Source organism: uncultured Sphingomonas sp. (assembly GCF_913778135.1).
GTDB lineage: Bacteria > Pseudomonadota > Alphaproteobacteria > Sphingomonadales > Sphingomonadaceae > Sphingomonas.
Window position 1 is genome coordinate 1 of record NZ_CAJYVU010000145.1, and the last position, 22,546, is coordinate 22,546.

Consider the following 22,546-nt stretch of genomic DNA (forward strand, 5'->3'; position numbering starts at 1 on the left):
CTTTAAAACGCTGATCGGGGTGGGCCTTCAAACATTCGAAAACTCGTTCTCGTAAATTCAAAAGCCCACCCTTTCCTAACGTTGGCGAAGGCTATCACTCCGCCGCCGGAAGATACACCTCGCTGCCCTTCTTGCGGAACTTCTCGCTCATCTCCGCCATCCCCGCCTCGGCATCCTCCGCCGCGACGAACGTCTCGACCGGCGCATTCTGCTTGGCCGCGAAGTCCCGCACTTCCTGCGTGATCTTCATCGAGCAGAATTTCGGGCCGCACATCGAGCAGAAATGCGCGGTCTTCGCGCCTTCGGCCGGCAAGGTCTGGTCGTGGTAGGATTCCGCCGTGTCGGGGTCGAGCGACAGGTTGAACTGGTCGCGCCAGCGGAACTCGAAGCGGGCGCGGCTTAGCGCGTCGTCGCGCAGCTTGGCGGCGGGGTGGCCCTTGGCGAGGTCGGCGGCGTGGGCGGCCAGCTTGTAGGTGACGACGCCGACCTTCACGTCATCGCGGTCGGGCAGGCCCAGATGCTCCTTGGGCGTGACGTAGCAGAGCATCGCGGTGCCGTACCAGCCGATCATCGCCGCGCCGATGCCGCTGGTGATATGGTCGTAGCCCGGCGCGATATCGGTGGTGAGCGGCCCGAGCGTGTAGAAGGGCGCCTCGCCGCACGCCTCCAGCTGCTTTTCCATGTTCTGCTTGATCTTGTGCATCGGCACGTGGCCGGGGCCCTCGATCATCACCTGAACGTCCTGCTCCCACGCGCGCTTGGTGAGTTCGCCCAGCGTATACAGCTCGGCGAACTGCGCCTCGTCATTGGCATCGGCGATCGCGCCGGGGCGGAGGCCGTCGCCGAGCGAATAGGCGATGTCATACGCCTTCATGATCTCGGTGATTTCGTCGAAGCGTTCGTAGAGGAACGATTCCTTGTGGTGCGCCAGACACCATTTCGCCATGATGCTGCCGCCGCGGCTGACGATGCCGGTCACGCGCTTGGCGGTCAGCGGCACGTAGGGCAGGCGGACGCCGGCGTGGATGGTGAAGTAATCCACGCCCTGTTCGGCCTGCTCGATCAGCGTGTCGCGGAAGATCTCCCACGTCAGCTCCTCGGCAATGCCGCCGACCTTTTCGAGCGCCTGATAGATCGGCACGGTGCCGATCGGCACGGGCGAGTTGCGGATGATCCACTCGCGCGTGTCGTGGATGTTGCGGCCCGTCGACAGGTCCATCACCGTGTCGGCGCCCCAGCGGATCGCCCAGACGAGCTTGTCGACCTCGTTCGCGACATTCGACGCGACCGCGGAATTGCCGATGTTGGCGTTGATCTTGACCAGGAAATTGCGGCCGATAGCCATCGGCTCGGTTTCGGGGTGGTTGATGTTGTTGGGGATGATCGCGCGGCCGCGCGCGACCTCGTCGCGGACGAACTCGGGCGTCACGTAATCGGGGATGGCGGCGCCGAAGCTCTCGCCGTCGCGGACATACTCCTTGAGCATCTCACGCCCCAGATTCTCGCGCGTGGCGACATATTCCATCTCGGGCGTGATGATGCCGCGGCGGGCATAGTGCATCTGGCTGACGTTGGCGCCGGCCTTCGCGCGCAAGGGGCGCTTGTTGACGTTCGGAAACGGCTGCACCCCGCCCGAGCGGTCGGGGCCGAGCTGCCCGTTGTCTTCGGGGCGGATTTCGCGCGCGTCGTACGCCTCTACGTCACCCCGAGCCATGATCCAGTCGCGACGCAGCGCGGGCATGCCTGCCATGATGTCGATCCGCGCGTTCGGGTCGCTGTACGGGCCCGAGGTGTCGTAGACGTTGAGCGGCGGCTCGCCGCACGAGGGATCGAGGTCGATCGCGCGCATCGCGACGCCGAGTGGTCCGACGTGAATCTTACGGGAACCGCGGATCGCGCCGGTGGTGACGCCGATTTCGCTGCGGGCCTGGATATCTGCCATTCGCTTCTCTCTCCTAAGGGGGAGAGGATCGGTGGCCTGTCTGGTCGCCGCTCCACTCCCTACGCCGGTGTCAGCCGGATCAGGTTCAGCGGGTCGGGGGCTCTGGCGCCCCCCTCTCAACCGCCTCAGCGGTCCCCCGGGGAAGTGGCCGGTATAGGCGCGCGAGGCGAGCGAGGGAAAGGGTTATTCGGTGCGGGGTGAGGCCGCGTGGGGTCGAGCGCGCAAACAGCCGCCACGACGTCAGACGGTGCCGGGCGGCACCGCTGGCCGCCGTGACGACTCGCGGGCGATCGGCGATCGCCCGCGGCGTCCGCGCCTCAGTTACTGGCGGCGCTAGTCTTCAGATTGCCGTTGACGCCCGCGGGGAAGAACCCGCCGCTCGTCACCGCCGCATTGTTGAGGAAGGCGATGTTGAGCACCTGTCCGACCGTCCGGCTGAATGCGATGCCGTTCGCATCGGTCGGCACGATGTTCGAGACGAGCTGTCCGGCAGCATTGGTCGTCGGCGAGATGCCCTGATCGTCGTCGCGATTGTTGACGCCGGTCGGGAACCCCGTCGGCGTACCGCTCGGGGTGGGAGTGGGCGTCGGCGTCGGCGTGGCGGTCGAGGACTGCACACCGTCGAGCACGTCGCGCGCGTTGGAGATCGCGTCGGCGCTGGTGCGCAAGCTCGGCGTGGCGAGCCCCTTCTGGTAGAGCGTCGTGCGGATCAGGCCGGCGTGATACGCCTCCGCTGCGAGCAGCCCGGCGGTCACTTCCTGATAGCCCGCGGTGTAGATCAGCGTCGCCGACGCGCCCTTGTACGCGGTGACGCCCACATCCTCGAAAATGAACGCGCCGAGGAGGAAGTTCTCGTCGTTTGCGTACGGGTCGAACGCCGCGCCCGTGCCGATCAGCCCGGCGGCGCGCGCCGCGGTGCTGAACGCACCCGACGCGCTGCCGTCGATGTTGATCGCGGGCATCGCCACCGCCGAACTGCCCAGCACCGAGCGCAGGAAGGTGACGTGCGCGACCTCGTCCGCCGCTATCTCGCGCGCATAGGCGGCAACCACCGGATCGGTGAAGGTGACGCGGCGCCCGCCGGTCACGGCTCCCTGCGTCCCCGTGCCCGACAGCAAATTCGCCGGCAGCCCCGCGCCGGTCGCGGCGTAGGCGTAGAATTGCGCCTCGAGATATTCGAGCTGGAGCGCGAAGTTGAGCACGTCGACCTCGGCCGCGATGCTGCTCGCCGACGGTGTCGGTGAGGGCGTCGGTGTCGGCGACGGTGCGGGATTGCTGTCCCCGCCACCGCAGGCGGCGAGCAGCGTCAGCCCGCCCGCCACCGCAACGCCGCCGCTCGCCAGCTTGATGAAGCGGCGACGCTCGGCGCGGCGCTCAGCCGAAGCGGTGAGGATCGTGTTGGCGACTTCGGGATCGGTCATGAGGTCGGTCATGGGATCGGGACACTTTATGCGAGAAGGATCGGACAGGTGCAGACAGGCGCCGCGTTAGGTCGCGGCGGCGCTGGTCTTGATCGCGCCGTTGACGCCAGCGGGGAAGAACCCGCCCGAGGTCACTGCTGCCCGGTTGAGGTACAGGATGTTGAGCACGCGGTCGCTTGTCCGGCTGTAGGCAAGGCCGTTGCTGTTAAGCGGGACGATGTTCGACACCGTCTCGCCCGCCGCATTGGTCGTCGGCGTGATGCCCTGATCGTCGTCGGGGGCGTAGCCGAGCGTCAGGTTCTCGGTCACGCTGCCGTCGAGCGTGTCGCGCGCATCCGAGATCTTCTGCGCCGCCTCGATCAGGCCGAGCGACGGCGTCTGGATTCCCTTGCGGTACAAGGTCCCGCGGATCATCGCGGCATGATAGGCCTCGGTCGCCAGGATACCCTGCGCCGCCTCGCGCAGCGTCGAGGTGAGCAACGCGGTAGTCGATTTGTAGGCGGTGACGCCGACATCCTCGAACAGGAACGAGGCGAGCAGGAAGTTCTCGTCGCTGGAATACGGGTCGAAGGTCGCGCTACCGCCCACCAGCCCGGCGGCACGCGCCGCGGTGGTGAAGGCGCCCGCCGGGCTCAGATCGATCGCGGGCTGCGCAACCGTCAGCGCCCCGATGCTGGAGCGCAGGAACGTCACGTGTGCGAGTTCGTCCGCCGCGATCTCGCGCGCATATTGCGCCACGACGGGATCGGTGAAGTTGACCGCGCGACCGCCGGTCGCCGCGCCCTGCACGCCCGCGGTGACGACGCCGCCTTGCAGCGTCGAGGCGATCGCCGCGCCAGTGGTCGCAAAGGCGTAGAAGTTCGCCTCGAGATATTCGAGGTTGAGCGCGAAGTTCAGGTAATCGGACGGGCCCAGGATCGGCGTCGTGGAGGTCGCGGTCGGCGACGGCGACGGCGACGGCGTGGGGGTCGGCGTCGCGGTCTGCGCGCCCGCGCGGCCGGCGGTCAGCATCGCACCACCCAAAGCGGCGGCACCCAACGCCTGGCCGAAGAACGCGCGCCGCTCCTCACGCCGCTTCACCCGTGCGTCGAGCGCCCCGATCAGTTCGCTTTCGCCCATCGCCTGCATCCTTCTACCCACGTCCACGCGTCTCTGCCGCAGCGAAGCTTTCGCGCAGATGACTCGCCGCCGTCGATAGGCGCAGGCGCGCGCGGGTGCAAACGAAGGCTCACTGCCTGCCCGATCGGCAACGCGGACGGGCAGGCAGTGATCTTAGAAGGTGTAACCGATGCCGATCGCGCCCAGCCACTGGTTGCGCGATCCGGCGATGCTGACGATCGGCGTATCGCCGAAGTCGTTGAGCATACGCTTGTAGGTGCCGCCCGCGATCACCTTGAACCCGTGCAGCAGGTCGCCGGTCAGCGCATAGGTACCGGCGAAGCCGACGACGTAATTCTTCCACCCGCCGCGCGTGCGGAACGCGGGCAGACCGCTCGCCGCCACATCCTGCGGGCGCACGTCGAAATAGGTGCGGCCATAGGCGCGCTCGACCTTCTCGGCCGAGGCGAAGATGCCCACCGCCGATTTCAGGCTGAGTGGGGTGTAGTAGCTGACCGAGGGCTGGAGCACGCCGCTGTCGTGGATGCCGGTCACGTCGTAGCGATAGCTGACCGCGACCGATAGCTTGTCGTAATCGCTGGTGATCAGCCCCGTGCGGCCGATGCCGAGGTAACCGCCGAGTTCGAGCGCGGTCGACGTCGTCGGCAACGCCTTGACGCGCGGATCGTCGATGCCCTTGCGGCTGGTGCGATTGAAGTTGACGAGCCCGACCGGCCCGGCCTGGAAGTCCCAGCGCGACGTCGGCGCGTCGGCGATCAGGTCGACCGAGGCGCGGTTGCCGAGCACCTGGAACGAGATGCCGCCGACCGTGCCGATCGCAGCCGGGCCGGGGGTCAGCGAATAATCGTTCGAGCCTTCGTAATCGGGCAGCCACGCGCCTGCGACCGCGACCGTCACCGTGTCGCCGGTGACCAGCGGCGCGGGTGGCCCGTTCGGGTTGATGTCGTTGGTCTGCGCCGCGGCGGGCAGCGCGACCAGGCCGGCGAGCGCCACGCAGGCAGAACGAAAAGCCGCGCGGGCGGCGGGACGGACGACGGACACGATATTTTCCCCTTCTAGTTCCCGCGTGAACGAGCATTTACGGGTTTGTGTCCGTTGCCGCGTACTACAGCATGTAGCGCATGCCGATCTGTTGCCGCTGTGCATCACCCGCCACCGTGAATCGCGCGGCGGCGAAGCGCGGCGCGCCGAAGCGGATCGGCGGATTGCGCGAGAAACCGAACCCCTCGCGCGGGATGCCGGCGAAGGTATCGAGCTTCGCGTTGCTGTTCTCGTCGTGGATCACCGCCACCGCGTAGGTGCCGTACGGCAGCCCGGTGAAGCGCAGCCCGTGCGTCGCCGCGGGCACGTTGCGCGTCACCGCGTCCTTGTCGTCGACGCAGGAGGGGAAATTCTCCGGATCGGCGGTCAGGCAGACGCGCAGCAGCCCCTTGCCCGAGCGGAGGTGGTCGATCCCGACGTCAAGCGACGCGACCGGCGCTGCCCCGATCAGCAGCAATCCCGCGCCCGCCAGCATCGCTGCGCGCGCGCGCCCTGGCATGTGCGCGCGCGAAGTCGCCGACGCCGTCGTCGGTGCCGCACAGCCGGTCCCAGAACCGGAAATAAAGCCCATAATTGCACCCGTACCGCTCGTGGTGACGCTGATGATGGCTGGCCGTGATCAGCCAGCGCCCCACTATCCCCCGCCACATGAACCGGGGAAAAACCTCCCATCCCATATGGTTGGTCACACCCATAACGGTCATGATCGTCAGCACCAAGCCGAGCGCTGCGACGTGGATCGGAATCGCGAGCACCAGTAGCGGAATTACCACAGCGCCGGTCAGCGCCTCGATCGGGTGGAACGCCATCGCCGCCCAGGCGGTCGGCGGGCGGCTGGCATGGTGCACCGCGTGCGCGAGCTTGAACGGCTCGGGCCGATGCATCCAGCGGTGGGTCCAGTAGAACCAGGTGTCGTGCAGGAACAGGTAGGCGAGCACCGACACCGGCAGATACCACAGCGGATAGTCTTGCACGTCGCGGTAGACGCGCGTCCAGCCGTGCCGCTCCCACCCCCAGGCGAGCACGCCCGCGGGAATGCCGTAGATCGCGGCGGAGATGAGGCTCCACCAGATCTCGCGCCTGATCTGCGGGTCGAGCCCGGTGTAAAGGCCGGGATGCCGGAGCTTCGTCGCCAGCGCGAACCCCGCCGAAGTAACGAGATAGCGCACCCCGACGATCAGCGTCATCGCGAGCGCGGACAGCGTAACGGCGGCGATGATCGACAGCGCGGACATGAACCCTGTGTAGCCGATCGCGGATCATCCGCCCATCCCGCTCGTTAAGCCGCCTGAAAACAAGGAGATGGTGATGACCGAACCCAACGCCGCACCCGACACGATCGGCACCGATGCTCGCGACGATACGACCGCGGCGCAGGTGCTGCGCGATCAGGACGGGGCCACTCCGGGCGGTGACGCCGGCGGCGGCGGCGGGCTGGGTGGACAGGATGCGGCCGATGCTGCGGCGGCGTCAGCCGCGGCGAGCGAGGGCGGCGCCAATGCGGCCAACCCGGTCGACACAGGGCTCGACACCGGTGCGGCCGATGCCGCCACCGAGGCGCGTGCACGCGCGGTAGAGGACAGCGGGTCACAGGCGCGCTGAGTCGACCTAGGCACCGCTTGCCCCGGAGAGTTGCCCTACCCCCTGGTCCGACTCTCCCGCGCGACAACAGCACCAAAACGAAAAAGGCGCCGGTGGATCGCTCCACCGACGCCTTTTTTCGTCAGCCGTGATGCCCGATCAGGCGGCCTGCTGCTGCTCCGGCAGCGCGGCCTTCGCCTGCGCGATGATCGCGGAGAAGGCTTCGCCCTCGTGCATCGCGATATCGGCCAAGACCTTGCGATCCAGTTCGATGCCGGCGAGCTTCAGCCCGTGCATGAACTGGCTGTAGCTCAGCCCCTCGGCGCGGACGCCGGCGTTGATGCGCTGGATCCACAAGCCGCGGAAGGTGCGCTTCTTCACCTTGCGGTCGCGGTACGCGTACTGGCCGGCCTTCTCGACCGCCTGCCGCGCGACGCGGATCGTGTTCTTGCGACGGCCGCGGTAACCCTTGGCCTGTTCCAAAATGTTCTTGTGCTTGGCGCGAGTGGTTACGCCCCGCTTGACGCGTGCCATATGCTAATACCTTCCCGCTTACTTGAGGCCGTACGGCGCCCAGGCCTTCACCGTCGCGGTGTCGGCCTTCGACAGCACCTTGGTGCCGCGGTTCTGGCGGATGTACTTGGCGTTATGGCTGATCAGGCGGTGGCGCTTGCCGGCGACGCCGTGCTTCAGCAGTCCGCTGGCAGTGAGCTTGAAGCGCTTCTTCACGCCGCTCTTGGTCTTGAGCTTGGGCATTTTGGTCCTTTCGGTTGGAACGTGACTAGACAGCCGCGGCAGCCCCAGTTGGCCGGGCAGTCCATAGCGTCACGCTCTCGTGAAGCCGCGCGCCTTAGCCGCGTTGCCGGCAGAACGCAACGGGGCAGCGGCATGCAACCAAGCCCGCGCCGGACGGTTGCGCTCCCGTTATGACGACCGCGGCAGCTGCAGGTGACGAGAGCCCAGCCGAGGACGCGCGCGGAACGCCGCCGCGGCGCCGTCACCTCGTCCGCCGCATCCTCCTAGGCATAATCGTCGCGATCTTTGCGGTCTGGCTGGTCCTGTTCATCACCAAGGGACGCTTCCTCAAGCATCCGTTCGAACGGTTCGTCGGCGGCATGGTCCATCGGCAGGTGAGCGTCGGTGGCGACTTCCAGCTCTATTTCGCGCCCTTCCAGATCAAATTTTACGCCGAGCGGCTGCGCGTCTCCAATCCCGATTGGGCGACCAAGCCCGACCTGTTCGCGGCCGAGCGAATCGACACGCGCATCGCGCCGCTGTCGCTGATCTTCGGCCGCCGCCGCCTCTACTGGCTCGACCTGACCAACGGCGCGCTCGACCTCGAATGGAACGCGGCGCACGATTCCAACACCTGGACGTTCAGCGAGAGCAAAGGCGGCAAGCCGTTCGAGCTGCCGCGAATCGACCGCGCGACGATTGCCGGGACGGTGGTCCGCTACCGCGATCCGCGAATGCGATTGCTCGCCGACTTGGACGTCGACACGATTCGCTCGACCGAGGCGCGGATCGGGCAGGCGGTGGGCGTGCGCGGCGGCGGCACGATCCGCTCGACCCCGTTCACTGTGTCGGCGCGGCTGCTGTCGCCCGACGCGACGGTGAACCGCGGCAAGAACGAACTGGTCGCGACGATGCGTGCGGCCGGCAACACCGTCGATGTATCGGGCACGCTCCCCAGCCTCGCCGATATCGAGGGCGTGCCGCTGTCGGTGCGCGCGCGCGGACGCGACCTGTCGACGCTGCTCGGCATCATCGACGTGGTGCTGCCGCGCACACGGACGTATCGCCTGCGCGGACAATTGGTGAAGTCGGGCGACGAATACCGCTTCACGCAAATTACCGGCGTCGCCGGCGCGACCGACCTGGCCGGGCGGCTGACGATCACCAACGGCGCTCGGCTTCACCTCGATTCGCAGCTGGCGACGCGCAGTCTCGACATCATCGATGCGGCGCCGTTCATCGGCTTCAACCCCGACATCGTCGCGGACAAGGGCGTGACCGCCGCCGCCGCCGCGACGGGCGCGGCACCGGCGCGGCTGCTGCCCGACGCGGCGCTGCCGGTCGAGACGATGCGGCGCTTCGACGCCGACCTGAAATGGACCATCCGGACGGTCAAATCGCGTCGCGTACCGATAAGCGACGTCGACGTGACGCTCGACCTGACGAACGGCAAACTGACGCTGTCGCCGCTGACCTTCGCGATGGCACGCGGCAATTTGTCCGCCGACGCGGTGTTCGACACCCGCTCGCGCCCGAGCGACGTGCGCTACGACATCCGGCTCGCTCCCACCCCGCTCGGGCGACTGCTCGCGGGCTGGGGTGTGGCGGAAGCGGGGACGAGCGGGACGGTGCGCGGGCGCATCCAGCTGGCGGGGCGCGGCGACACGATCCACGACTCGCTCTCGACCGCGCGCGGGCGCATCGCCTTCGTCCTTCCCGCCGGCACCTTGTGGACGCGCAACGCCGAACTGGCCGAGCTCGACGTCGGTACCTTCGTGCAGAAGATGTTCTCAGGTGAGCTCAAGGAGCCGGTCAGGATCAATTGCGGGCTGATCGGCTTCACCGTACGCGGCGGCGTCGCGGCAGCGGACCCGATCCTGATCGACACGAGCAAGAACGTCGTGCTGGGGCACGGCGGTTTCAGTTTCCGCACCGAGGCGGTCGACCTCGCCTTTCGCGCCGATTCGAAACGATTCAGCCTGTTCTCGGGACAGTCGCCCGTCGGGATCGGAGGCACATTCGCCGCGCCAACGCTGCGCGTGGTCACGCCGCAGTTGCTGACGCGCGCGGGCGCGGGACTCGGCCTCGCCGTGCTGGCGACGCCGGTCGCGGGGCTGCTCGCCTTCATCGATCCGGGCGACGCGAAGGCGGCGGCATGCGATCCCGTACTCGCGGGCAAGACGGCGGCAGCGCAGCGCACCATCAAGGGTGATCCGCGCAACGATGTCGGTGACGGGCAAGCGGCACCGAAGAAGCGCAAAAAGTTCCTCGGCATCTTCTGACACGCCGGGCAAGTGAGGGAGCGAGTGATGAAGCGGATCCCAGCAGTCGGCCTGATTACCCTGGCGGCTGCATGCAGCCAGCCGTCCATCTCGGACAACCAGCAGGACATAGGTGAGCTAGCAGCGAACAGCACCGCCTCGATCCGCACCGCGCCGGCAACTGCTCGAGCCGATGTACCGGCGACCCCCGCGAGGCCGGTCGCGGCAGATGCCCCCTCCTCGAGCCCGAGCCCGAGCCCGAGCGCATCGCCGACCGACACCGCCAACTCGCGCTCGACCATGCGTGACTGTTATTTCAAGGTTGATGGCCGCGTGCTCGTATCGGGCCGCTGCCGGGTATTCCCGATGGGGAACGATCAGTACACGCTCAACACCTGGGACAGCGGCAAGCCCGCGCGGTCGCACTTCGCCGTCGTGACGAAGGACAACGACGCCGACGCGACCGCCACTGCGACGTGGAACGCCGACCCCGGCGACGACCACGCGATGGACCCGCTCGGCACCGTGCGGCGAGATGGCGACTGCTGGGTGAACGAGCGCACGCGTATCTGCGTGCGTTAGGCCTCACACCCCCAGGTCGTGCTCGATCACGTGGTCGGCGATCGCACCTGCGGTCGTCCACCAGATGCGCTGATCGTCCGCCTCGCGCAGTCGCTCGAGCACGCGTGCGAGCGGGGGTACACGGTGCGCCTGCCCCATCAGATACGGGTGGAGCGCGATGCCTAGCACCAGCGGGCGGCGGTCGCATTCGGACAGCAACTGCGTCACCGCATCCTCGATCATCGCCGCGAACTGCGCCGCCTCACCGTTGCGCGCCACGATCGCGGGAATATCGTTGATCTCCTGCGAATAGGGCACCGACAGGATGCGGCCGCTCTCGGTCGACAGCCACGTCGGCTGATCGTCGTGCGCCCAGTCGAGCAGGTAGCGATAGCCGGCCTGGTGGAGCAGGTCGGGCGTGTCGTGGCTTTCCGAAATCCACGGACCCAGCCACCCGGTCGGCCGCGTTCCCAGCACCGCCAGCGCGTCGGTGGTGCGCGCGATCAGCGCGGCTTCCTCGTCGCGCGACTTCTCGCCCTGCGCCTCGGCGTTGCTCTCGCCGTGCGCCGCGATCTCGTAACCGCGCGCGACGCAGGCCTCCGCGAGACCCGGACAAGTCCGGATCACGTCGGCGTTCACCAGCGCGGTGGCGGGTAGCTGGAGGCGGTCGAACAGGTCGAACAGCCGCCACGCACCGACACGATTGCCATAATCGCGCCAGGCATAGTTCATCACGTCGGGCTGGTTCTTCGCCGGGGCGAGTTCGGCACCCATCCCGCCGCCGAATTCGAATACCTCGTAATTGATGCCGAAATAGATCGCGAGCCGCTTGTCCCCGGGCCAGTCGTACTCATCCCGGTCGGTGATCGCACGATAGGCATAGCGGGGCGGCGTCGAAACGGTCATGCGCGGCACAACGCGACAACCACGCGATCGGCTCAATCCGGCTTAATGGTCATGCGCATGATCATGATCGTGCGCGACGTTACGCAGCGCCTCCAGCACGTCATCGGTACGTGCCGGGTCGCCGATCGCGAGCACGTGGCCTGCACTCGCCGCGGTCAATGGGTCGCCGTTCCAGTCGCACATCCGCCCGCCTGCACCTTCCACAACCGGTACGAGCGCGGCGAAATCGTACAGCTGGAGCCCCGATTCGCACACCAGGTCGAGGTGGCCGGATGCGAGCAGCCCGTAGTTGTAGCAGTCGCCTCCGTAGACCGGCCCTTGCCGCGGTGCATTGCCGCTCACCGCCGCGACGAGCGACAGGTAGTGCGGCACATCGCCGTCGGCGAACAGGTGCGGGCTGGTGGTCGCGATCGTCGCGCCCTTCAGCGCGGCGCAGGCGCGGGTACGCGCGGGCGCCCCGTTCAGCTCGGTCGCGCGACCCGCAACGCCGATCCAGCGTTCGCGCTGTACCGGCTGGTCGATGATGCCGAGCACCGGCCAGCCATCCTCCACCAGCGCGATCAGCGTTCCGAAGATCGCACGCCCGGCGGTGAAGCTGCGCGTGCCGTCGATCGGATCGAGCACCCACTGGCGCCCGGTCACGCCCGGCTTTTCTCCATATTCCTCGCCGACGATGCCGTCGCCCGACCGCTCCGCGTCGAGAATCCGTCGCATCGCCGCTTCCGCCTCGGTGTCGGCGAGCGTGACGGGCGACTTGTCGTCCTTCAACCAGACACCGGCGGCGCTGCGAAAATAGGGTCGGATCACCGCGCCCGCGGCGTCGGCGAGGCGGTGGGCGAGCTGGATGTCGGCGGGGCGTACGGGCATGCACCGACGCCTATCGCGGCGCGCGAGCCGGCGCTAGGATGCGCGGCAACAGGAGATTCGATCGATGCGCATTCTCGCCACCGCCCTTGCCGCCGCCGCTGCACTCACCGCGCTCCCCGCCGCCGCCACGCTGGCGGTCGGCGCGAAGGCGCCCGCGTTCGCCACGCGTGGCGCGATGGCGGGCAAGGTGATCCCGATCGACCTCGCCAAAGAGCTGCGCCGCGGGCCGGTGGTGCTCTACTTCTTCCCCGCCGCGTTTACCGGCGGCTGCAACGCGGAGGCGCGCGCCTTTGCACAGGCCGTGCCGCAGTTCGAGGCTGCCGGCGCCCACGTCATCGGCATGTCGGCGGACGATGTCGCCACCTTGCAGAAATTCTCGTCGAGCGAGTGCGCGGGCAAGTTCGCGGTGGCGAGCGCAGGGCCGCGCGTGATCGCGGGCTACGACGTGGCACTCGGTCAGGCGGTCAAGGGCCGCAACGTCACCAGCCGGACCAGCTACGTGATCGATCGCACCGGTCGCATCGCCTTCGTCCATTCCGACATGAACCCGGCCGAGCACGTTCAGATGACGCTCGCCGCGGTTAAGCAGCTCGGCACCCGCTGAGCCGAGGCGCAAGGCACGTTTGCAACAAAACGTAAGATTTTTGTCGAATATGCGACACCAGATGTTAGCTCTTCTGTCATAACCGGACGATCAGCAATAAAAGCAGCTGGGGGTGGCGTGGCATCAAGGGCTAGGAACGTGCGTGCGGGCAGCGAGCCTCAAGGCGTATTCGCGGCCGTGGGCGCCTTCCTCGCCGAGCATCGGCTGGGGCCGGAACCCGCCAATTATGCCTTCGCCTACGACGTCGTCTGCAACCCGCTCGGCGTGCGCGCGCGTGAAATGCAGGCGCTAGCGGCGGACGGCGTCCGCTTGCTTGCCGCCGATGTCGCGCGGCTGGCGAACGTGCCGATCAGCACTGCCCTCGCGCTCGTCCGCGACGGACCGGTGCAGGCGGCAGCCGAACCGGACCAGGCCAGCGATTCGGGTCCCGATGTCGAGCTGGTCGCCCGTACGCTCGCGCAGATCGAGGATTTCAGCGACACGCTGCAATCGATCCACAGCGAGACAAACCATTTCGGCCGTGACCTGGCCGAAACCGCCGAGGCGATCCGCAGTTCGGGCCCGGGAGCGGGCGTGGAGCGGATCTCGCACCTGACCGCGGCAATGATCGACCGGGTCCACCAGGCTGAGTCGCGACTCGAACAGGCAAAGAGCGAGACGGCCGAACTGCGCGCCGCGCTGCAGGAAGCGCGCACCACCGCTCAGACCGATCCCTTGACCGAGTTGCTCAACCGCCGCGCTTTCGACGAACATTTCGCCGCGCTGTCCCCCGAGACAGCGGTCGCGCTCGCGATCTGCGACATCGATCATTTCAAGCGCGTTAACGACGGCTTCGGTCACGCGGTCGGCGACCGGGTGCTGAAACTGGTGGCGCAAATGCTCGAAGCCGAAGTCGCGTGCACGGTCGCGCGTTACGGCGGCGAGGAATTCGCGCTCCTGTTCGAGGCAGAGGACGAGGCTGCGGTGCTGGCACGGATTGAGGCTGCGCGCGACGCCATCGCGGCACGTCACCTGCGCGACCGCGACTCCAATCGACCGATCGGCACGATCAATTTCTCCGCCGGCGTCGCGGTGGGATATGCGGGCGACACGCTGACCCCGCTGATGGAACGTGCCGACCGCGCGCTCTACGCCGCGAAGCAGGCCGGGCGCGGTCAGACGATCGTCGCGCCATAATCTGGCGCATTTCGCGCCTCACTGCGGCGCACGGCGCCATACCAGATCAGCCTGCCTTTCTAAGTCTTTGATCGCACCGAAAATTCGAAATTGGCACGCGAGATGCAAAGCCTCCTGCATCGATCGGATCAGCCGATCGACCAGCAGGAGTTACCACCATGATCCGCACCTTTGACGCACTCGGTCGCCAGGCATTCGCTCTCGTCGCCGCCTTCTCGGTCGCCGCGCTGATGATCGGTGCCGCCGTTCCCGTCTCGCCGATCGCGTGAGGGACCGGAAATGATCACCTTCTCTCGCCTTGCCGCTCATCCGCTCGTGATCGGTACCTTCGGCTTCGTCACGACGTCACTGCTGCTCTGGGGTCACGTGGGTGCGGCGGTCGCCTGATCGCGGCACCTCTTGACCGGGGTCCGCGTTAAGGCCCGGATGCCAGACCCACTCGATGTCTCCCACGATCTGAACCGCTTCGTCGCCGCGCAGGCGGACAGCTACGATCGCGCACTCGCCGAACTGACCGCGGGCCGCAAGCAGAGCCACTGGATGTGGTTCATCTTTCCGCAGATCGCCGGGCTTGGCCGCAGCGCCACGGCGATCCACTACGCCATTCACGATCTGTTTGAGGCGCAGGCCTATCTCGCGTACCCGCTGCTCGGACCACGCTATCTCGCCTGCTGCACCGCACTGTTGCGGCATAAAGGGCGCAACGCGCGCGATATCATGGGCGAGATCGATGCGGTGAAGCTGCGTTCATCACTGACGCTGTTCGATGCCGCCGGCGCAGCACCGACTGCCGCGCACACGCTCGCGGCCTTTTTCCCCGCACCGGACCCGGCAACGCTGCGGCTGGTCGGGCGCTGAGCGAAGTCGCACCCGACCAACGCCGACGATCAGTTCTGCGTCGTGACCGGCGTCACCAGTGCCGTGTCGCCGTTGCGCAGCACCACGGTATATCGCTGCCGCTTGTCGCAGGTGACCAGCCACGCCGGCTTGTTGTCGAGCGACTGGGTCGCGGTCGCGCCGGTGATCTCCTGGCACGCTTCGTTGCCGTCGCGAATAGCGCGGAACAGCACCGCATTGCGCTGCGCCTCGTTGAGCGAGGCGATCGCATCAGCGGTGTTGGTCGCGCTAGCATCGCTGTTCGACATCGCAGGATCGGTCGCGTTGACCGTTGCCGTGGTGGGCTGACCACATGCGGCGAGCAGGACGGGGGCCACGAAGGCGAAGCGGCGGATCGTCATTGTTCCGAAAACTCCCTTTCCGCCGATCGAACGATCGTTCCGCGCGCACGGATCCAACCGAGATCGGTGCCGAACCGGCAATATTCGCGAATGACGGCGTCTTTTGAACGCGTTACACGTACAAAATAATCTCGGGCGAGCTGTCTCGGGCAAGTGGAGCGTGAGGATGCGGTACGGGCGTTTTTCCGGTTTGCTGGCGGGCACGGCGTTGCTCGCATCGTGTGGCGGCGATGGCGGCGGATCGGGCGCTGCGACGGGTACGGTGCCGACCCCTACGCCCACGCCGACTACCGCCGCCGCGGGCTGCTCGCTCCGCGACCGGCAGAACTGGGCCTTCGCGCAGCTGAACGAATGGTACCTGTTTCCCGAAACGCTACCCGCCTCGCTCGACCCGTCGCCTTATTCCAGCGTCGACGCCTATATCGACGCGCTGACCGCGACCGCACGGGCGCAGCGCAAGGATCGCTACTTCACTTATCTCACCTCGATCGCCGAGGAGAATGCCTATTACAACTCGGGCACGACCAGCGGCGGGTTCGGTATCCGGCTGGGCTATGACACGACCAATCGTCGCGTCGGCATCATCGAGGCGTTCGAGGGCGCGCCGGCGCTCGCCGCCGGGCTCGACCGCGGCACCGAGATCGTGGCGATCGGCACCAGCGCGGACAATCTGCGCTCCACCAGCGACATCATCGCCGCATCGGGCACGCAGGGCGTGGTCGACGCGCTCGGCCCCGACACGGCGGGCACCACGCGCGTGCTGCGCGTCAACGATGCGACGGGCACGCGGACCGTCACGCTGACCAAGGCCGATTACACGCTGACGCCGGTATCCTCGCGCTACGGTGCCAAGATCATCACCGACAACGGCCAGCGCGTCGGCTACGTCAACCTGCGCACCTTCATCAACACTGCTGATCCGGGCTTGCGCAGCGCGTTCCAGCAGTTCCGCAACGCGGGCATCACCAACGTCATTGTCGACCTGCGCTACAACGGCGGCGGGCTGATCTCGATCGCCGAATTGTTCACCAACCTGCTCGGCGGCGGGCGCTCGACCAACGACGTGCAGAGCTACACCACCTTCCGCGCGTCGAAATCGTCGAACAACGAGACGACGTTCTTCGCGCAGCAACCGCAGACGATCACCCCGACCAAGATCGCGTTCATCGGCACCGGCGGCACCGCTTCGGCGAGCGAATATGTCATTAACGCGATGATCCCGTACCTGCATGCCAATGTCGCGCTGGTCGGCAGCAACACCTATGGCAAACCGGTGGGGCAGATCGCGCTAGACCGGTCGCAGTGCGACGACCGGCTGCGCGTGATCGCCTTCGCGTTGCAGAATGCGGCGAAGCAGGGCGACTATTACGACGGGCTCGCGACCAAGGTGGAGGCGTCGTGCCAAGCAGTCGACGACTCGACCTATCCGCTCGGCGACCCGCGCGAGGCATCGACGCGCGCCGCGCTCGATTTCATCGAAGGGCGCGGCTGCACGCGGATCGGCGCCACCGCCTCGCTGGAGCGCACCGCGACGCCGTTCGCGCAATCGCGCGAGCTGCTGAGCCCCGCGCGACCGACGACCGCGCAGCGCGAGACGCCCGGACTGTTCTGACGCGCACACCGCCGGGCGCACTGTTCGGCGCCGGTCCGCTGGGCTAGTCGCGGATCGCTCGGTGCGAACTAAGGAGGCGAGCGATGGCATTCTGTACCCAGTGCGGCGCGCGCCTGCCCGATGACGCCAGGTTCTGCGCACGTTGCGGCGCACCCGTCGTCCTGCCCGACGCGTCGGCCGACGCCGTTCGCGCATTCGACGACCGCACGGGGGCGAGCGAGCCGCCCGCTCCTCGCGTGCCGGTAGTCACCCCCGATCACGACTTCCCGTCCGACGGGCTGCACTTCGGACCCGATCCCCAGCCTGCATCCCGCCCCACAACCCGCCCTGCGGTCGACGAGCGCTACCGCGACGACCGCCGCCCCCCGAACGCCGACACCGATGACGACGACGAGGAAGAGCGCGGCGGCACGGGCACGCGGTTGCTCGTCATCCTCGCGCTTGTCGCGCTGGCGGTGCTCGCCGTCGTCTTCTGGCAGCAGCGCGACGGTGTACGCCCGGTCGCCGAGACCGCCACGAACACCGAGGCACCCGACGAGGCACCCAGCGCCGAGCCGTCCGAGGTCGCGGCTGCGCCGACGCCCGAGCCCACGCCCACCCCGTCGGATACGCCGACCCCCGAACTGGCGCAGACCGGCGACGAGATCGGTTCGCCCGCCTCGCTCGACCCGAACGGCGAGGCCGCGATCCCCGCCGCCGCGATCGATGCCGCGTTCAACGACGATCCCGAGCGCGCCTTTGCCGAGTTCCCCGGACCAGTCACCGTTCGCGGCACGGTGATCGGGCTCCTGTCCGATTCGCCTCCGGCACTCAGCCTGGAGGGATATCGCCGCGGCGGCATCGTCGTCGCCGATCTGGCGCGCGGACAGGATGACGCGGTCGACCTGCTCGCCAGCGGATCGGTGGTGCGTTTGCGGTGCGCGTCGGTCAGGCGGCAGGCGACGACGACGGTGCTGCTCGGCTGCCGCATCTGACGCGGTTGAGCCTGTTCCCGCGCTCGCCTAGGGCGGCGCGATGACCGCTGCCACACCTGTCGTTACCCGCTTCGCACCCTCGCCCACCGGTCGGCTACACGTCGGCAACGTGCGCGCGGCGCTGCACAATTGGATGTGGGCGAGGAAGCATGGGGGACGCTTCATCCTGCGCATCGACGATACCGACGCCGCGCGCAGCGAGGAGCGCTTCGTCGACGCGATCCACGCCGATCTCGCCTGGCTGGGGCTCCATCCCGATTTAGAGGAGCGGCAGTCGGCGCGCTTTGATCGCTACGAGGCGGTGTTCGCGGCATTGCGCGACGCCGGTCGCATCTACCCGGCGTATGAGAGCGCGCAGGAACTGGACCTGAAGCGCAAGATCGCGCGCGGGCGCGGGTTGCCCCCCATCTACGACCGCGCCGCGCTGTCGCTGACCGACGCCGATCACGCGCGCTTCGCCGAGGAAGGCACGCGCCCGCACTGGCGCTTTCGGCTCGATCACGCCGCACCGATCCAATGGGACGACCTGATCCGCGGATCGCAGTCGTTCGACCCGGCGCAGTTGAGCGACCCCGTGATCCGCCGCGCCGACGGGTCGTGGCTCTACCTATTGCCGAGCGCGATCGACGACGTGGACATGGGGGTGACCCACGTCGTGCGCGGCGAGGATCACGTGTCGAACACCGCGCTGCAATTGCAGATGTTCGACGCGATGAGGGCGACGCGTCCGCGCTTTGCGCACGAGGCGTTGCTGACCGGCGCCGAGGGCAAGCTGTCGAAGCGGCTCGGCGCGCTGGGCATGGACGAACTGCGCGAGAGTGGCATCGAGCCCGCCGCGATCGTCTCGCTGCTCGCCCGGCTCGGCACCAGCGATCCCGTCGAGCCGGTGATCGACCCTGCGCCGCTGATCGAGGCGTTCGATTTCGCGCATTTCGGCCGCGCCCCCGCGCGCTTCGACGAGGTCGAACTGGCGCAGGTCAACGCGCGGGTCGTGCACCAGCTGCCGTTCGCGCGCGTCGCCGCTCGCCTGCCCGCCGGCATGGACGCGGCCGGCTGGGAAGCGGTGCGCCCCAACCTCCACACGGTGGCGGAGGCAGCCGACTGGTGGCACGTCGTCGAGGGGCCGATCGAGGCGGTGCCCGCGGGCGAGGACGCCAACTATCTCGCACAAGCCGCGGCCACGGCGCGCGAGATCGATTGGACAGGGGACGCGTGGCACACGCTGACCAACCGGTTGAAGGGGGAGACGGGACGCAAGGGCAAGGCGCTGGTCCTGCCGCTTCGCCGCGCGCTGACCGGGCGCGATCACGGCCCCGACATGGCGGCGCTGCTGCCGCTGATCGGGCAGGCGCGCGGCGTCGAGCGGCTGGAGGCGGCAGCGCGCGGGTAGGACTCGCAGCCGTCGTCGGCACGTCCTATATCGTGCCGATGCAATTCTTCAGCCGCATGTCCCCGGTGCGTGCGTACCGCGACCTCCGCTTCTTCCTCAGCCAGCGGCAGCCGTACGAATTGTGGTTCCTCGTGCTCGCGGTGGTGATCACCAGCACGCTGATCTGGGCCTTCGCGCACGACTCGTATTTCGAGAAGGAGTACAAACCCAACATCATCTACGTGCAGCAATATCGCCTCGATCGCACCGACGCGCAGATCATCGCGCAGCAGAAAATCGATCAGCCGGCGATCGACGCCGCCAGGGCGAAGCAGGCCGCACGCGAGGAGAAGTTGCGGCAATCGTTCAAGAAGATGGACGACGCGATGAACCGCCTCGGCCTCTGACCGACACGTGACCAGCCCGCCCGCCGACGACGCGCGCTGGATGGGCGCAAGCCTTGCGCTCGCCGAGCGGACAAGCGGGATGACCGCGCCGAATCCTAATGTCGGATGCGTCATCGTGGGCGACGGGGTGGTGGTCGGGCGCGGCTGGACGCAGGCGGGCGGACGTCCGCATGCCGAGGCGATGGCGCTGGAACAGGCGGGAGCACGTGCCGCGGGTGCGACCGCCTATGTCACGCTGGAGCCATGCGCGCATGTGTCGCCGCGTGGACCGGCGTGCAGCGACCTGCTGGTCGCTGCCGATGTCGCGCGCGTTGTCGTTGCGCACCGCGATCCCGATCCGCGCACCGACGGGCGAGGCATCGACCGGCTGCGCGCCGCCGGGATCGTCGTCGACACCGGGGTGCGTGAGCACGACGCCGCGCGCGTGATGGCCGGGTTTCTCACCCGCCGTGTCCGTGCGCGACCATTCGTGACACTCAAGCTCGCGCTGTCGCTCGACGGCGCGGCGGCGATGGTGGACGGACGCAGCCAGTGGATCACCGGCGCGGGGGCACGCGCGCACGCGCATCTCGAACGCGCGCGTCACGAGGCGATCCTGGTCGGGCGCGGCACGTGGGAGGCTGATCGCCCGCGGCTCGATGTACGTCTGCCCGGCCTCGAACAGCGTTCACCCGAGCGCATCGTGCTGTCGTCGCGACCGATCGACGGCGTGCGGACGATCGCGCGACCGGCCGAGATCGCTGCACTCGCGGGTGACCACCTGCTGGTCGAGGGCGGTGCGCGCACCGCCGCGGCGTTCCTTGCCGCCGATCTGGTCGACCGGCTACTGCTGTACCGCGCGCCCGTGATCGTCGGCGGCGGGCGTACGCTCCCCGACATCGGGCTCACCGACCTCGCAGATGCGCATGGACGCTGGCGGCTCACCGACGCGCGTGCGCTTGGCAGCGACCGCCTCGAGGTCTACGAGCGCGGTTGATCATGTTTACCGGCATCATCTCCGACATCGGCACGGTCGAGCGCGTGACACGCGGCGGCGACACGCGCCTGACCATCACCACTGCCTACGACACCGACACCGTCGATCTCGGCGCGTCGATCGCCTGCTCCGGCGTATGCCTGACCGTCGTGGACAAGGGCGCGCACGACGGTCGCCACTGGTTCGCGGTCGACGTCTCGGGTGAGACGATCAGCCGCACCGCCAGCGGCCAGTGGATCGAGGGCGCGGCGCTCAACCTCGAACGCGCGATGAAGCTGGGCGACGAGCTGGGCGGGCATATCGTCACCGGTCACGTCGACGGCGTCGCCGAGGTGACCGACGTGACGCCCGATGGTGACTCGCGCCGCCTCAGCATCCGCGTGCCCGGCGACCTGGCGCCATTCCTCGCGCCCAAGGGTTCGGTGACGGTCGACGGCGTGTCGCTGACGGTCAACACAGTGGAGGATGGCGCCTACGGGTCTACCTTCACGATAAACCTGATCCCGCACACGCAGGCGGTGACGACGCTGGGCAAGCTCGACGTCGGGCAGTCGGTCAATATCGAGATCGACGTCCTCGCCCGCTATCTCCAACGGATGGAGCATTACCGTGGCCGCTAACCCCGAACTCGCCCGCCTGCGGCACGGTTACTTGTCCAGCCCCGAAGAGATCATCGACGAGGCGCGCAATGGGCGCATGTTCATCCTGGTCGACGACGAGGACCGCGAGAACGAGGGCGACCTGGTCATCCCGGCGCAGATGGCGACGCCCGAGAAGATCAACTTCATGGCGCGCCACGGCCGCGGCTTGATCTGTCTCGCCATGACCAAGTCGCGGGTCGAGACGCTTGGGCTAGAGTTGATGAGCCGCAACAACGGCACCCGGCACGAAACCGCCTTTACCGTCTCGATCGAGGCGCGCGAGGGCGTGACGACGGGCATCTCGGCCGCCGACCGCGCCTGCACGATCGCAGTCGCGATCGACGGCACCAAGGACAAGACCGACATCGTGACGCCGGGCCACGTCTTCCCGCTGGTCGCGCGCGACGGCGGCGTGCTGGTGCGCGCGGGCCATACCGAGGCGGCGGTTGACGTGTCGCGATTGGCCGGCCTCAATCCTTCGGGCGTGATCTGCGAGATCATGAATGAGGACGGGACGATGGCGCGGATGGACGACCTCGTTTCCTTCGCGCAGCTCCACAACCTGAAGATCGGCACGATCCGCGACCTAATCGCCTACCGCCGCCGCCACGACCATCTGGTCGAACTGGCGAGCGAGGCACCGTTCACGAGCCGCTGGGGCGGCGACTGGACAGTCCGCGCGTATCGCAACAAGGCGACGGGGACCGAGCAGGTCGCACTGGTCAAGGGCCGCGTGGACCCGGCCAAGCCGACGCTGGTACGTATGCACGCGCTTTCTCCCTTCGCCGACGTGTTCGGCGAGGACAATGACCGTGGACGGCTGCTGTCGCGCTCGATGGAGCTGATCGCAGCGGAAGGCGCGGGCGTCATCATCGTCATCAACCGCCACCGCGCCGACGCCTTTTCCACCGCGGTCAAGATGAAGGTCGGCGAGCCGGTCGAGGTCGAGATGGAGGAATTGCGCGACTATGGCGTCGGCGCGATGATCCTCGCCGAACTGGGCGTCCACGACATGGTGCTGCTCACCAACACGCACCACACGCTGGTCGGCCTCGACGGCTACGGCCTGTCGATCGTCGGTGAGCGCAAGATCGACCGAGCTGGAGACTGACGGC

General features: G+C 67.8%; 24 protein-coding genes and 1 riboswitch. Of the genes, 13 read left to right on the forward strand and 11 right to left on the reverse strand.

What is annotated here, in order from left to right; all coding sequences use genetic code 11:
• Positions 1 to 94: 94 nt before the first annotated feature.
• The 6 genes from thiC to QZ847_RS13245 all read right to left on the reverse strand — a co-directional run bounded on the left by thiC (position 95) and on the right by QZ847_RS13245 (position 6,758).
• A complete protein-coding gene (gene thiC, locus QZ847_RS13220; RefSeq protein WP_294357181.1) occupies positions 95 to 1,942 on the reverse strand; it encodes a phosphomethylpyrimidine synthase ThiC in 1,848 nt (615 codons plus the stop codon).
• A gap of 39 nt (positions 1,943 to 1,981) precedes the next feature.
• A riboswitch (TPP riboswitch) is annotated at positions 1,982 to 2,091 on the reverse strand.
• Between the two features lie 168 nt (positions 2,092 to 2,259).
• A complete protein-coding gene (locus tag QZ847_RS13225) occupies positions 2,260 to 3,375 on the reverse strand; it encodes a ferritin-like domain-containing protein (protein ID WP_294357184.1) in 1,116 nt (371 codons plus the stop codon).
• A 54-nt stretch (positions 3,376 to 3,429) separates the two neighbouring features.
• On the reverse strand, positions 3,430 to 4,482 hold the full coding sequence (locus tag QZ847_RS13230) for a ferritin-like domain-containing protein (protein ID WP_294357186.1): 1,053 nt from the start codon (positions 4,480 to 4,482) through the stop codon (positions 3,430 to 3,432).
• 153 nt (positions 4,483 to 4,635) lie between these two features.
• The gene (locus QZ847_RS13235; RefSeq protein ID WP_294357188.1) at positions 4,636 to 5,523 is read right to left on the reverse strand and encodes a MipA/OmpV family protein; all 888 of its coding nucleotides are present in this window, start codon (positions 5,521 to 5,523) and stop codon (positions 4,636 to 4,638) included.
• A gap of 64 nt (positions 5,524 to 5,587) precedes the next feature.
• Entirely contained in the window at positions 5,588 to 5,998 is a 411-nt protein-coding gene (locus tag QZ847_RS13240) for a DUF2141 domain-containing protein (protein WP_294357190.1), read from the reverse strand.
• The gene (locus QZ847_RS13245) at positions 5,943 to 6,758 is read right to left on the reverse strand and encodes a sterol desaturase family protein (protein ID WP_294357192.1); all 816 of its coding nucleotides are present in this window, start codon (positions 6,756 to 6,758) and stop codon (positions 5,943 to 5,945) included. Before QZ847_RS13245 ends, QZ847_RS13240 begins: the two co-directional genes overlap by 56 nt.
• Before the next feature lie 73 nt (positions 6,759 to 6,831).
• On the opposite strand from QZ847_RS13245, the gene QZ847_RS13250 reads away from it, so the two are divergent.
• Positions 6,832 to 7,125: a hypothetical protein gene (locus QZ847_RS13250; protein ID WP_294357194.1), complete on the forward strand. Its 294-nt coding sequence runs from the start codon at positions 6,832 to 6,834 to the stop codon at positions 7,123 to 7,125.
• Between the two features lie 138 nt (positions 7,126 to 7,263).
• On the opposite strand, the gene rplT is transcribed toward QZ847_RS13250, so the two are convergent.
• Positions 7,264 to 7,638 carry a 50S ribosomal protein L20 gene (gene rplT / locus QZ847_RS13255; protein WP_093006686.1) on the reverse strand — a complete coding sequence of 125 codons (375 nt, stop codon included), beginning with the start codon at positions 7,636 to 7,638 and terminating at the stop codon, positions 7,264 to 7,266.
• Between the two features lie 18 nt (positions 7,639 to 7,656).
• On the reverse strand, positions 7,657 to 7,860 hold the full coding sequence (gene rpmI / locus QZ847_RS13260; RefSeq protein ID WP_019515415.1) for a 50S ribosomal protein L35: 204 nt from the start codon (positions 7,858 to 7,860) through the stop codon (positions 7,657 to 7,659).
• 170 nt (positions 7,861 to 8,030) lie between these two features.
• Here rpmI and QZ847_RS13265 point away from each other — a divergent pair, with 170 nt between their 5' ends.
• Both QZ847_RS13265 and QZ847_RS13270 read left to right on the forward strand, forming a co-directional pair.
• A complete protein-coding gene (locus QZ847_RS13265) occupies positions 8,031 to 10,121 on the forward strand; it encodes an AsmA family protein (protein WP_294357196.1) in 2,091 nt (696 codons plus the stop codon).
• A 27-nt stretch (positions 10,122 to 10,148) separates the two neighbouring features.
• Positions 10,149 to 10,682 (forward strand): hypothetical protein, encoded by a 534-nt coding sequence (locus tag QZ847_RS13270; RefSeq protein WP_294357198.1) that lies wholly within the window; start codon positions 10,149 to 10,151, stop codon positions 10,680 to 10,682.
• A gap of 3 nt (positions 10,683 to 10,685) precedes the next feature.
• On the opposite strand, the gene QZ847_RS13275 is transcribed toward QZ847_RS13270, so the two are convergent.
• Entirely contained in the window at positions 10,686 to 11,567 is an 882-nt protein-coding gene (locus tag QZ847_RS13275; RefSeq protein ID WP_294357201.1) for a polysaccharide deacetylase family protein, read from the reverse strand.
• 42 nt (positions 11,568 to 11,609) lie between these two features.
• Entirely contained in the window at positions 11,610 to 12,434 is an 825-nt protein-coding gene (locus QZ847_RS13280; RefSeq protein ID WP_294357203.1) for an inositol monophosphatase family protein, read from the reverse strand.
• A gap of 64 nt (positions 12,435 to 12,498) precedes the next feature.
• Between QZ847_RS13280 and QZ847_RS13285 the strand changes: the two genes are divergently transcribed.
• The 3 genes from QZ847_RS13285 (at position 12,499) to QZ847_RS13295 (ending at position 15,072) form a co-directional block, all read left to right on the forward strand.
• Entirely contained in the window at positions 12,499 to 13,038 is a 540-nt protein-coding gene (locus tag QZ847_RS13285) for a peroxiredoxin (RefSeq protein WP_294357205.1), read from the forward strand.
• Between the two features lie 138 nt (positions 13,039 to 13,176).
• Positions 13,177 to 14,214: a diguanylate cyclase gene (locus tag QZ847_RS13290; protein ID WP_294357208.1), complete on the forward strand. Its 1,038-nt coding sequence runs from the start codon at positions 13,177 to 13,179 to the stop codon at positions 14,212 to 14,214.
• 426 nt (positions 14,215 to 14,640) lie between these two features.
• Entirely contained in the window at positions 14,641 to 15,072 is a 432-nt protein-coding gene (locus tag QZ847_RS13295) for a DUF1810 domain-containing protein (protein ID WP_294357210.1), read from the forward strand.
• Between the two features lie 29 nt (positions 15,073 to 15,101).
• Here the strand turns inward: QZ847_RS13295 and QZ847_RS13300 are convergent, their stop codons facing one another.
• Positions 15,102 to 15,452: a hypothetical protein gene (locus QZ847_RS13300; protein ID WP_294190302.1), complete on the reverse strand. Its 351-nt coding sequence runs from the start codon at positions 15,450 to 15,452 to the stop codon at positions 15,102 to 15,104.
• A gap of 166 nt (positions 15,453 to 15,618) precedes the next feature.
• On the opposite strand from QZ847_RS13300, the gene QZ847_RS13305 reads away from it, so the two are divergent.
• The 7 genes from QZ847_RS13305 (at position 15,619) to ribB (ending at position 22,542) form a co-directional block, all read left to right on the forward strand.
• Complete coding sequence (locus QZ847_RS13305) at positions 15,619 to 17,064, forward strand: S41 family peptidase (protein WP_294357212.1); 1,446 nt, start codon at positions 15,619 to 15,621, stop codon at positions 17,062 to 17,064.
• An 83-nt stretch (positions 17,065 to 17,147) separates the two neighbouring features.
• The gene (locus QZ847_RS13310) at positions 17,148 to 18,038 is read left to right on the forward strand and encodes a zinc ribbon domain-containing protein (RefSeq protein ID WP_294357214.1); all 891 of its coding nucleotides are present in this window, start codon (positions 17,148 to 17,150) and stop codon (positions 18,036 to 18,038) included.
• 40 nt (positions 18,039 to 18,078) lie between these two features.
• Complete coding sequence (locus QZ847_RS13315; protein ID WP_294357216.1) at positions 18,079 to 19,428, forward strand: glutamate--tRNA ligase; 1,350 nt, start codon at positions 18,079 to 18,081, stop codon at positions 19,426 to 19,428.
• A 38-nt stretch (positions 19,429 to 19,466) separates the two neighbouring features.
• Entirely contained in the window at positions 19,467 to 19,814 is a 348-nt protein-coding gene (locus QZ847_RS13320; protein WP_294357218.1) for a hypothetical protein, read from the forward strand.
• Positions 19,815 to 19,821: 7 nt separating this feature from the next.
• Positions 19,822 to 20,790: a bifunctional diaminohydroxyphosphoribosylaminopyrimidine deaminase/5-amino-6-(5-phosphoribosylamino)uracil reductase RibD gene (gene ribD, locus QZ847_RS13325; protein ID WP_366930197.1), complete on the forward strand. Its 969-nt coding sequence runs from the start codon at positions 19,822 to 19,824 to the stop codon at positions 20,788 to 20,790.
• A gap of 2 nt (positions 20,791 to 20,792) precedes the next feature.
• Positions 20,793 to 21,410 (forward strand): riboflavin synthase, encoded by a 618-nt coding sequence (locus tag QZ847_RS13330; RefSeq protein ID WP_294357286.1) that lies wholly within the window; start codon positions 20,793 to 20,795, stop codon positions 21,408 to 21,410.
• Positions 21,400 to 22,542 carry a 3,4-dihydroxy-2-butanone-4-phosphate synthase gene (gene ribB / locus QZ847_RS13335; protein WP_294189523.1) on the forward strand — a complete coding sequence of 381 codons (1,143 nt, stop codon included), beginning with the start codon at positions 21,400 to 21,402 and terminating at the stop codon, positions 22,540 to 22,542. The genes QZ847_RS13330 and ribB overlap by 11 nt, the downstream gene beginning before the upstream one ends.
• Positions 22,543 to 22,546 lie beyond the last annotated feature (4 nt).

Excerpts from the sequence above, each read along its gene's own strand:
- rplT (WP_093006686.1), bottom strand. The coding sequence starts at position 7,638 with ATGGCACGCGTCAAGCGGGGCGTAACCACTCGCGCCAAGCACAAGAAC.
- QZ847_RS13245 (WP_294357192.1), bottom strand. The coding sequence starts at position 6,758 with ATGTCCGCGCTGTCGATCATCGCCGCCGTTACGCTGTCCGCGCTCGCG.
- QZ847_RS13285 (WP_294357205.1), top strand. The coding sequence starts at position 12,499 with ATGCGCATTCTCGCCACCGCCCTTGCCGCCGCCGCTGCACTCACCGCG.
- QZ847_RS13275 (WP_294357201.1), bottom strand. The coding sequence starts at position 11,567 with ATGACCGTTTCGACGCCGCCCCGCTATGCCTATCGTGCGATCACCGAC.
- QZ847_RS13240 (WP_294357190.1), bottom strand. The coding sequence starts at position 5,998 with ATGCTGGCGGGCGCGGGATTGCTGCTGATCGGGGCAGCGCCGGTCGCG.
- thiC (WP_294357181.1), bottom strand. The coding sequence starts at position 1,942 with ATGGCAGATATCCAGGCCCGCAGCGAAATCGGCGTCACCACCGGCGCG.
- QZ847_RS13310 (WP_294357214.1), top strand. The coding sequence starts at position 17,148 with ATGGCATTCTGTACCCAGTGCGGCGCGCGCCTGCCCGATGACGCCAGG.
- QZ847_RS13300 (WP_294190302.1), bottom strand. The coding sequence starts at position 15,452 with ATGACGATCCGCCGCTTCGCCTTCGTGGCCCCCGTCCTGCTCGCCGCA.
- QZ847_RS13330 (WP_294357286.1), top strand. The coding sequence starts at position 20,793 with ATGTTTACCGGCATCATCTCCGACATCGGCACGGTCGAGCGCGTGACA.
- QZ847_RS13250 (WP_294357194.1), top strand. The coding sequence starts at position 6,832 with ATGACCGAACCCAACGCCGCACCCGACACGATCGGCACCGATGCTCGC.
- QZ847_RS13320 (WP_294357218.1), top strand. The coding sequence starts at position 19,467 with ATGCAATTCTTCAGCCGCATGTCCCCGGTGCGTGCGTACCGCGACCTC.
- QZ847_RS13230 (WP_294357186.1), bottom strand. The coding sequence starts at position 4,482 with ATGGGCGAAAGCGAACTGATCGGGGCGCTCGACGCACGGGTGAAGCGG.
- QZ847_RS13315 (WP_294357216.1), top strand. The coding sequence starts at position 18,079 with ATGACCGCTGCCACACCTGTCGTTACCCGCTTCGCACCCTCGCCCACC.
- QZ847_RS13265 (WP_294357196.1), top strand. The coding sequence starts at position 8,031 with ATGACGACCGCGGCAGCTGCAGGTGACGAGAGCCCAGCCGAGGACGCG.
- QZ847_RS13225 (WP_294357184.1), bottom strand. The coding sequence starts at position 3,375 with ATGACCGACCTCATGACCGATCCCGAAGTCGCCAACACGATCCTCACC.
- QZ847_RS13305 (WP_294357212.1), top strand. The coding sequence starts at position 15,619 with ATGCGGTACGGGCGTTTTTCCGGTTTGCTGGCGGGCACGGCGTTGCTC.
- rpmI (WP_019515415.1), bottom strand. The coding sequence starts at position 7,860 with ATGCCCAAGCTCAAGACCAAGAGCGGCGTGAAGAAGCGCTTCAAGCTC.
- QZ847_RS13270 (WP_294357198.1), top strand. The coding sequence starts at position 10,149 with ATGAAGCGGATCCCAGCAGTCGGCCTGATTACCCTGGCGGCTGCATGC.
- QZ847_RS13295 (WP_294357210.1), top strand. The coding sequence starts at position 14,641 with ATGCCAGACCCACTCGATGTCTCCCACGATCTGAACCGCTTCGTCGCC.
- QZ847_RS13280 (WP_294357203.1), bottom strand. The coding sequence starts at position 12,434 with ATGCCCGTACGCCCCGCCGACATCCAGCTCGCCCACCGCCTCGCCGAC.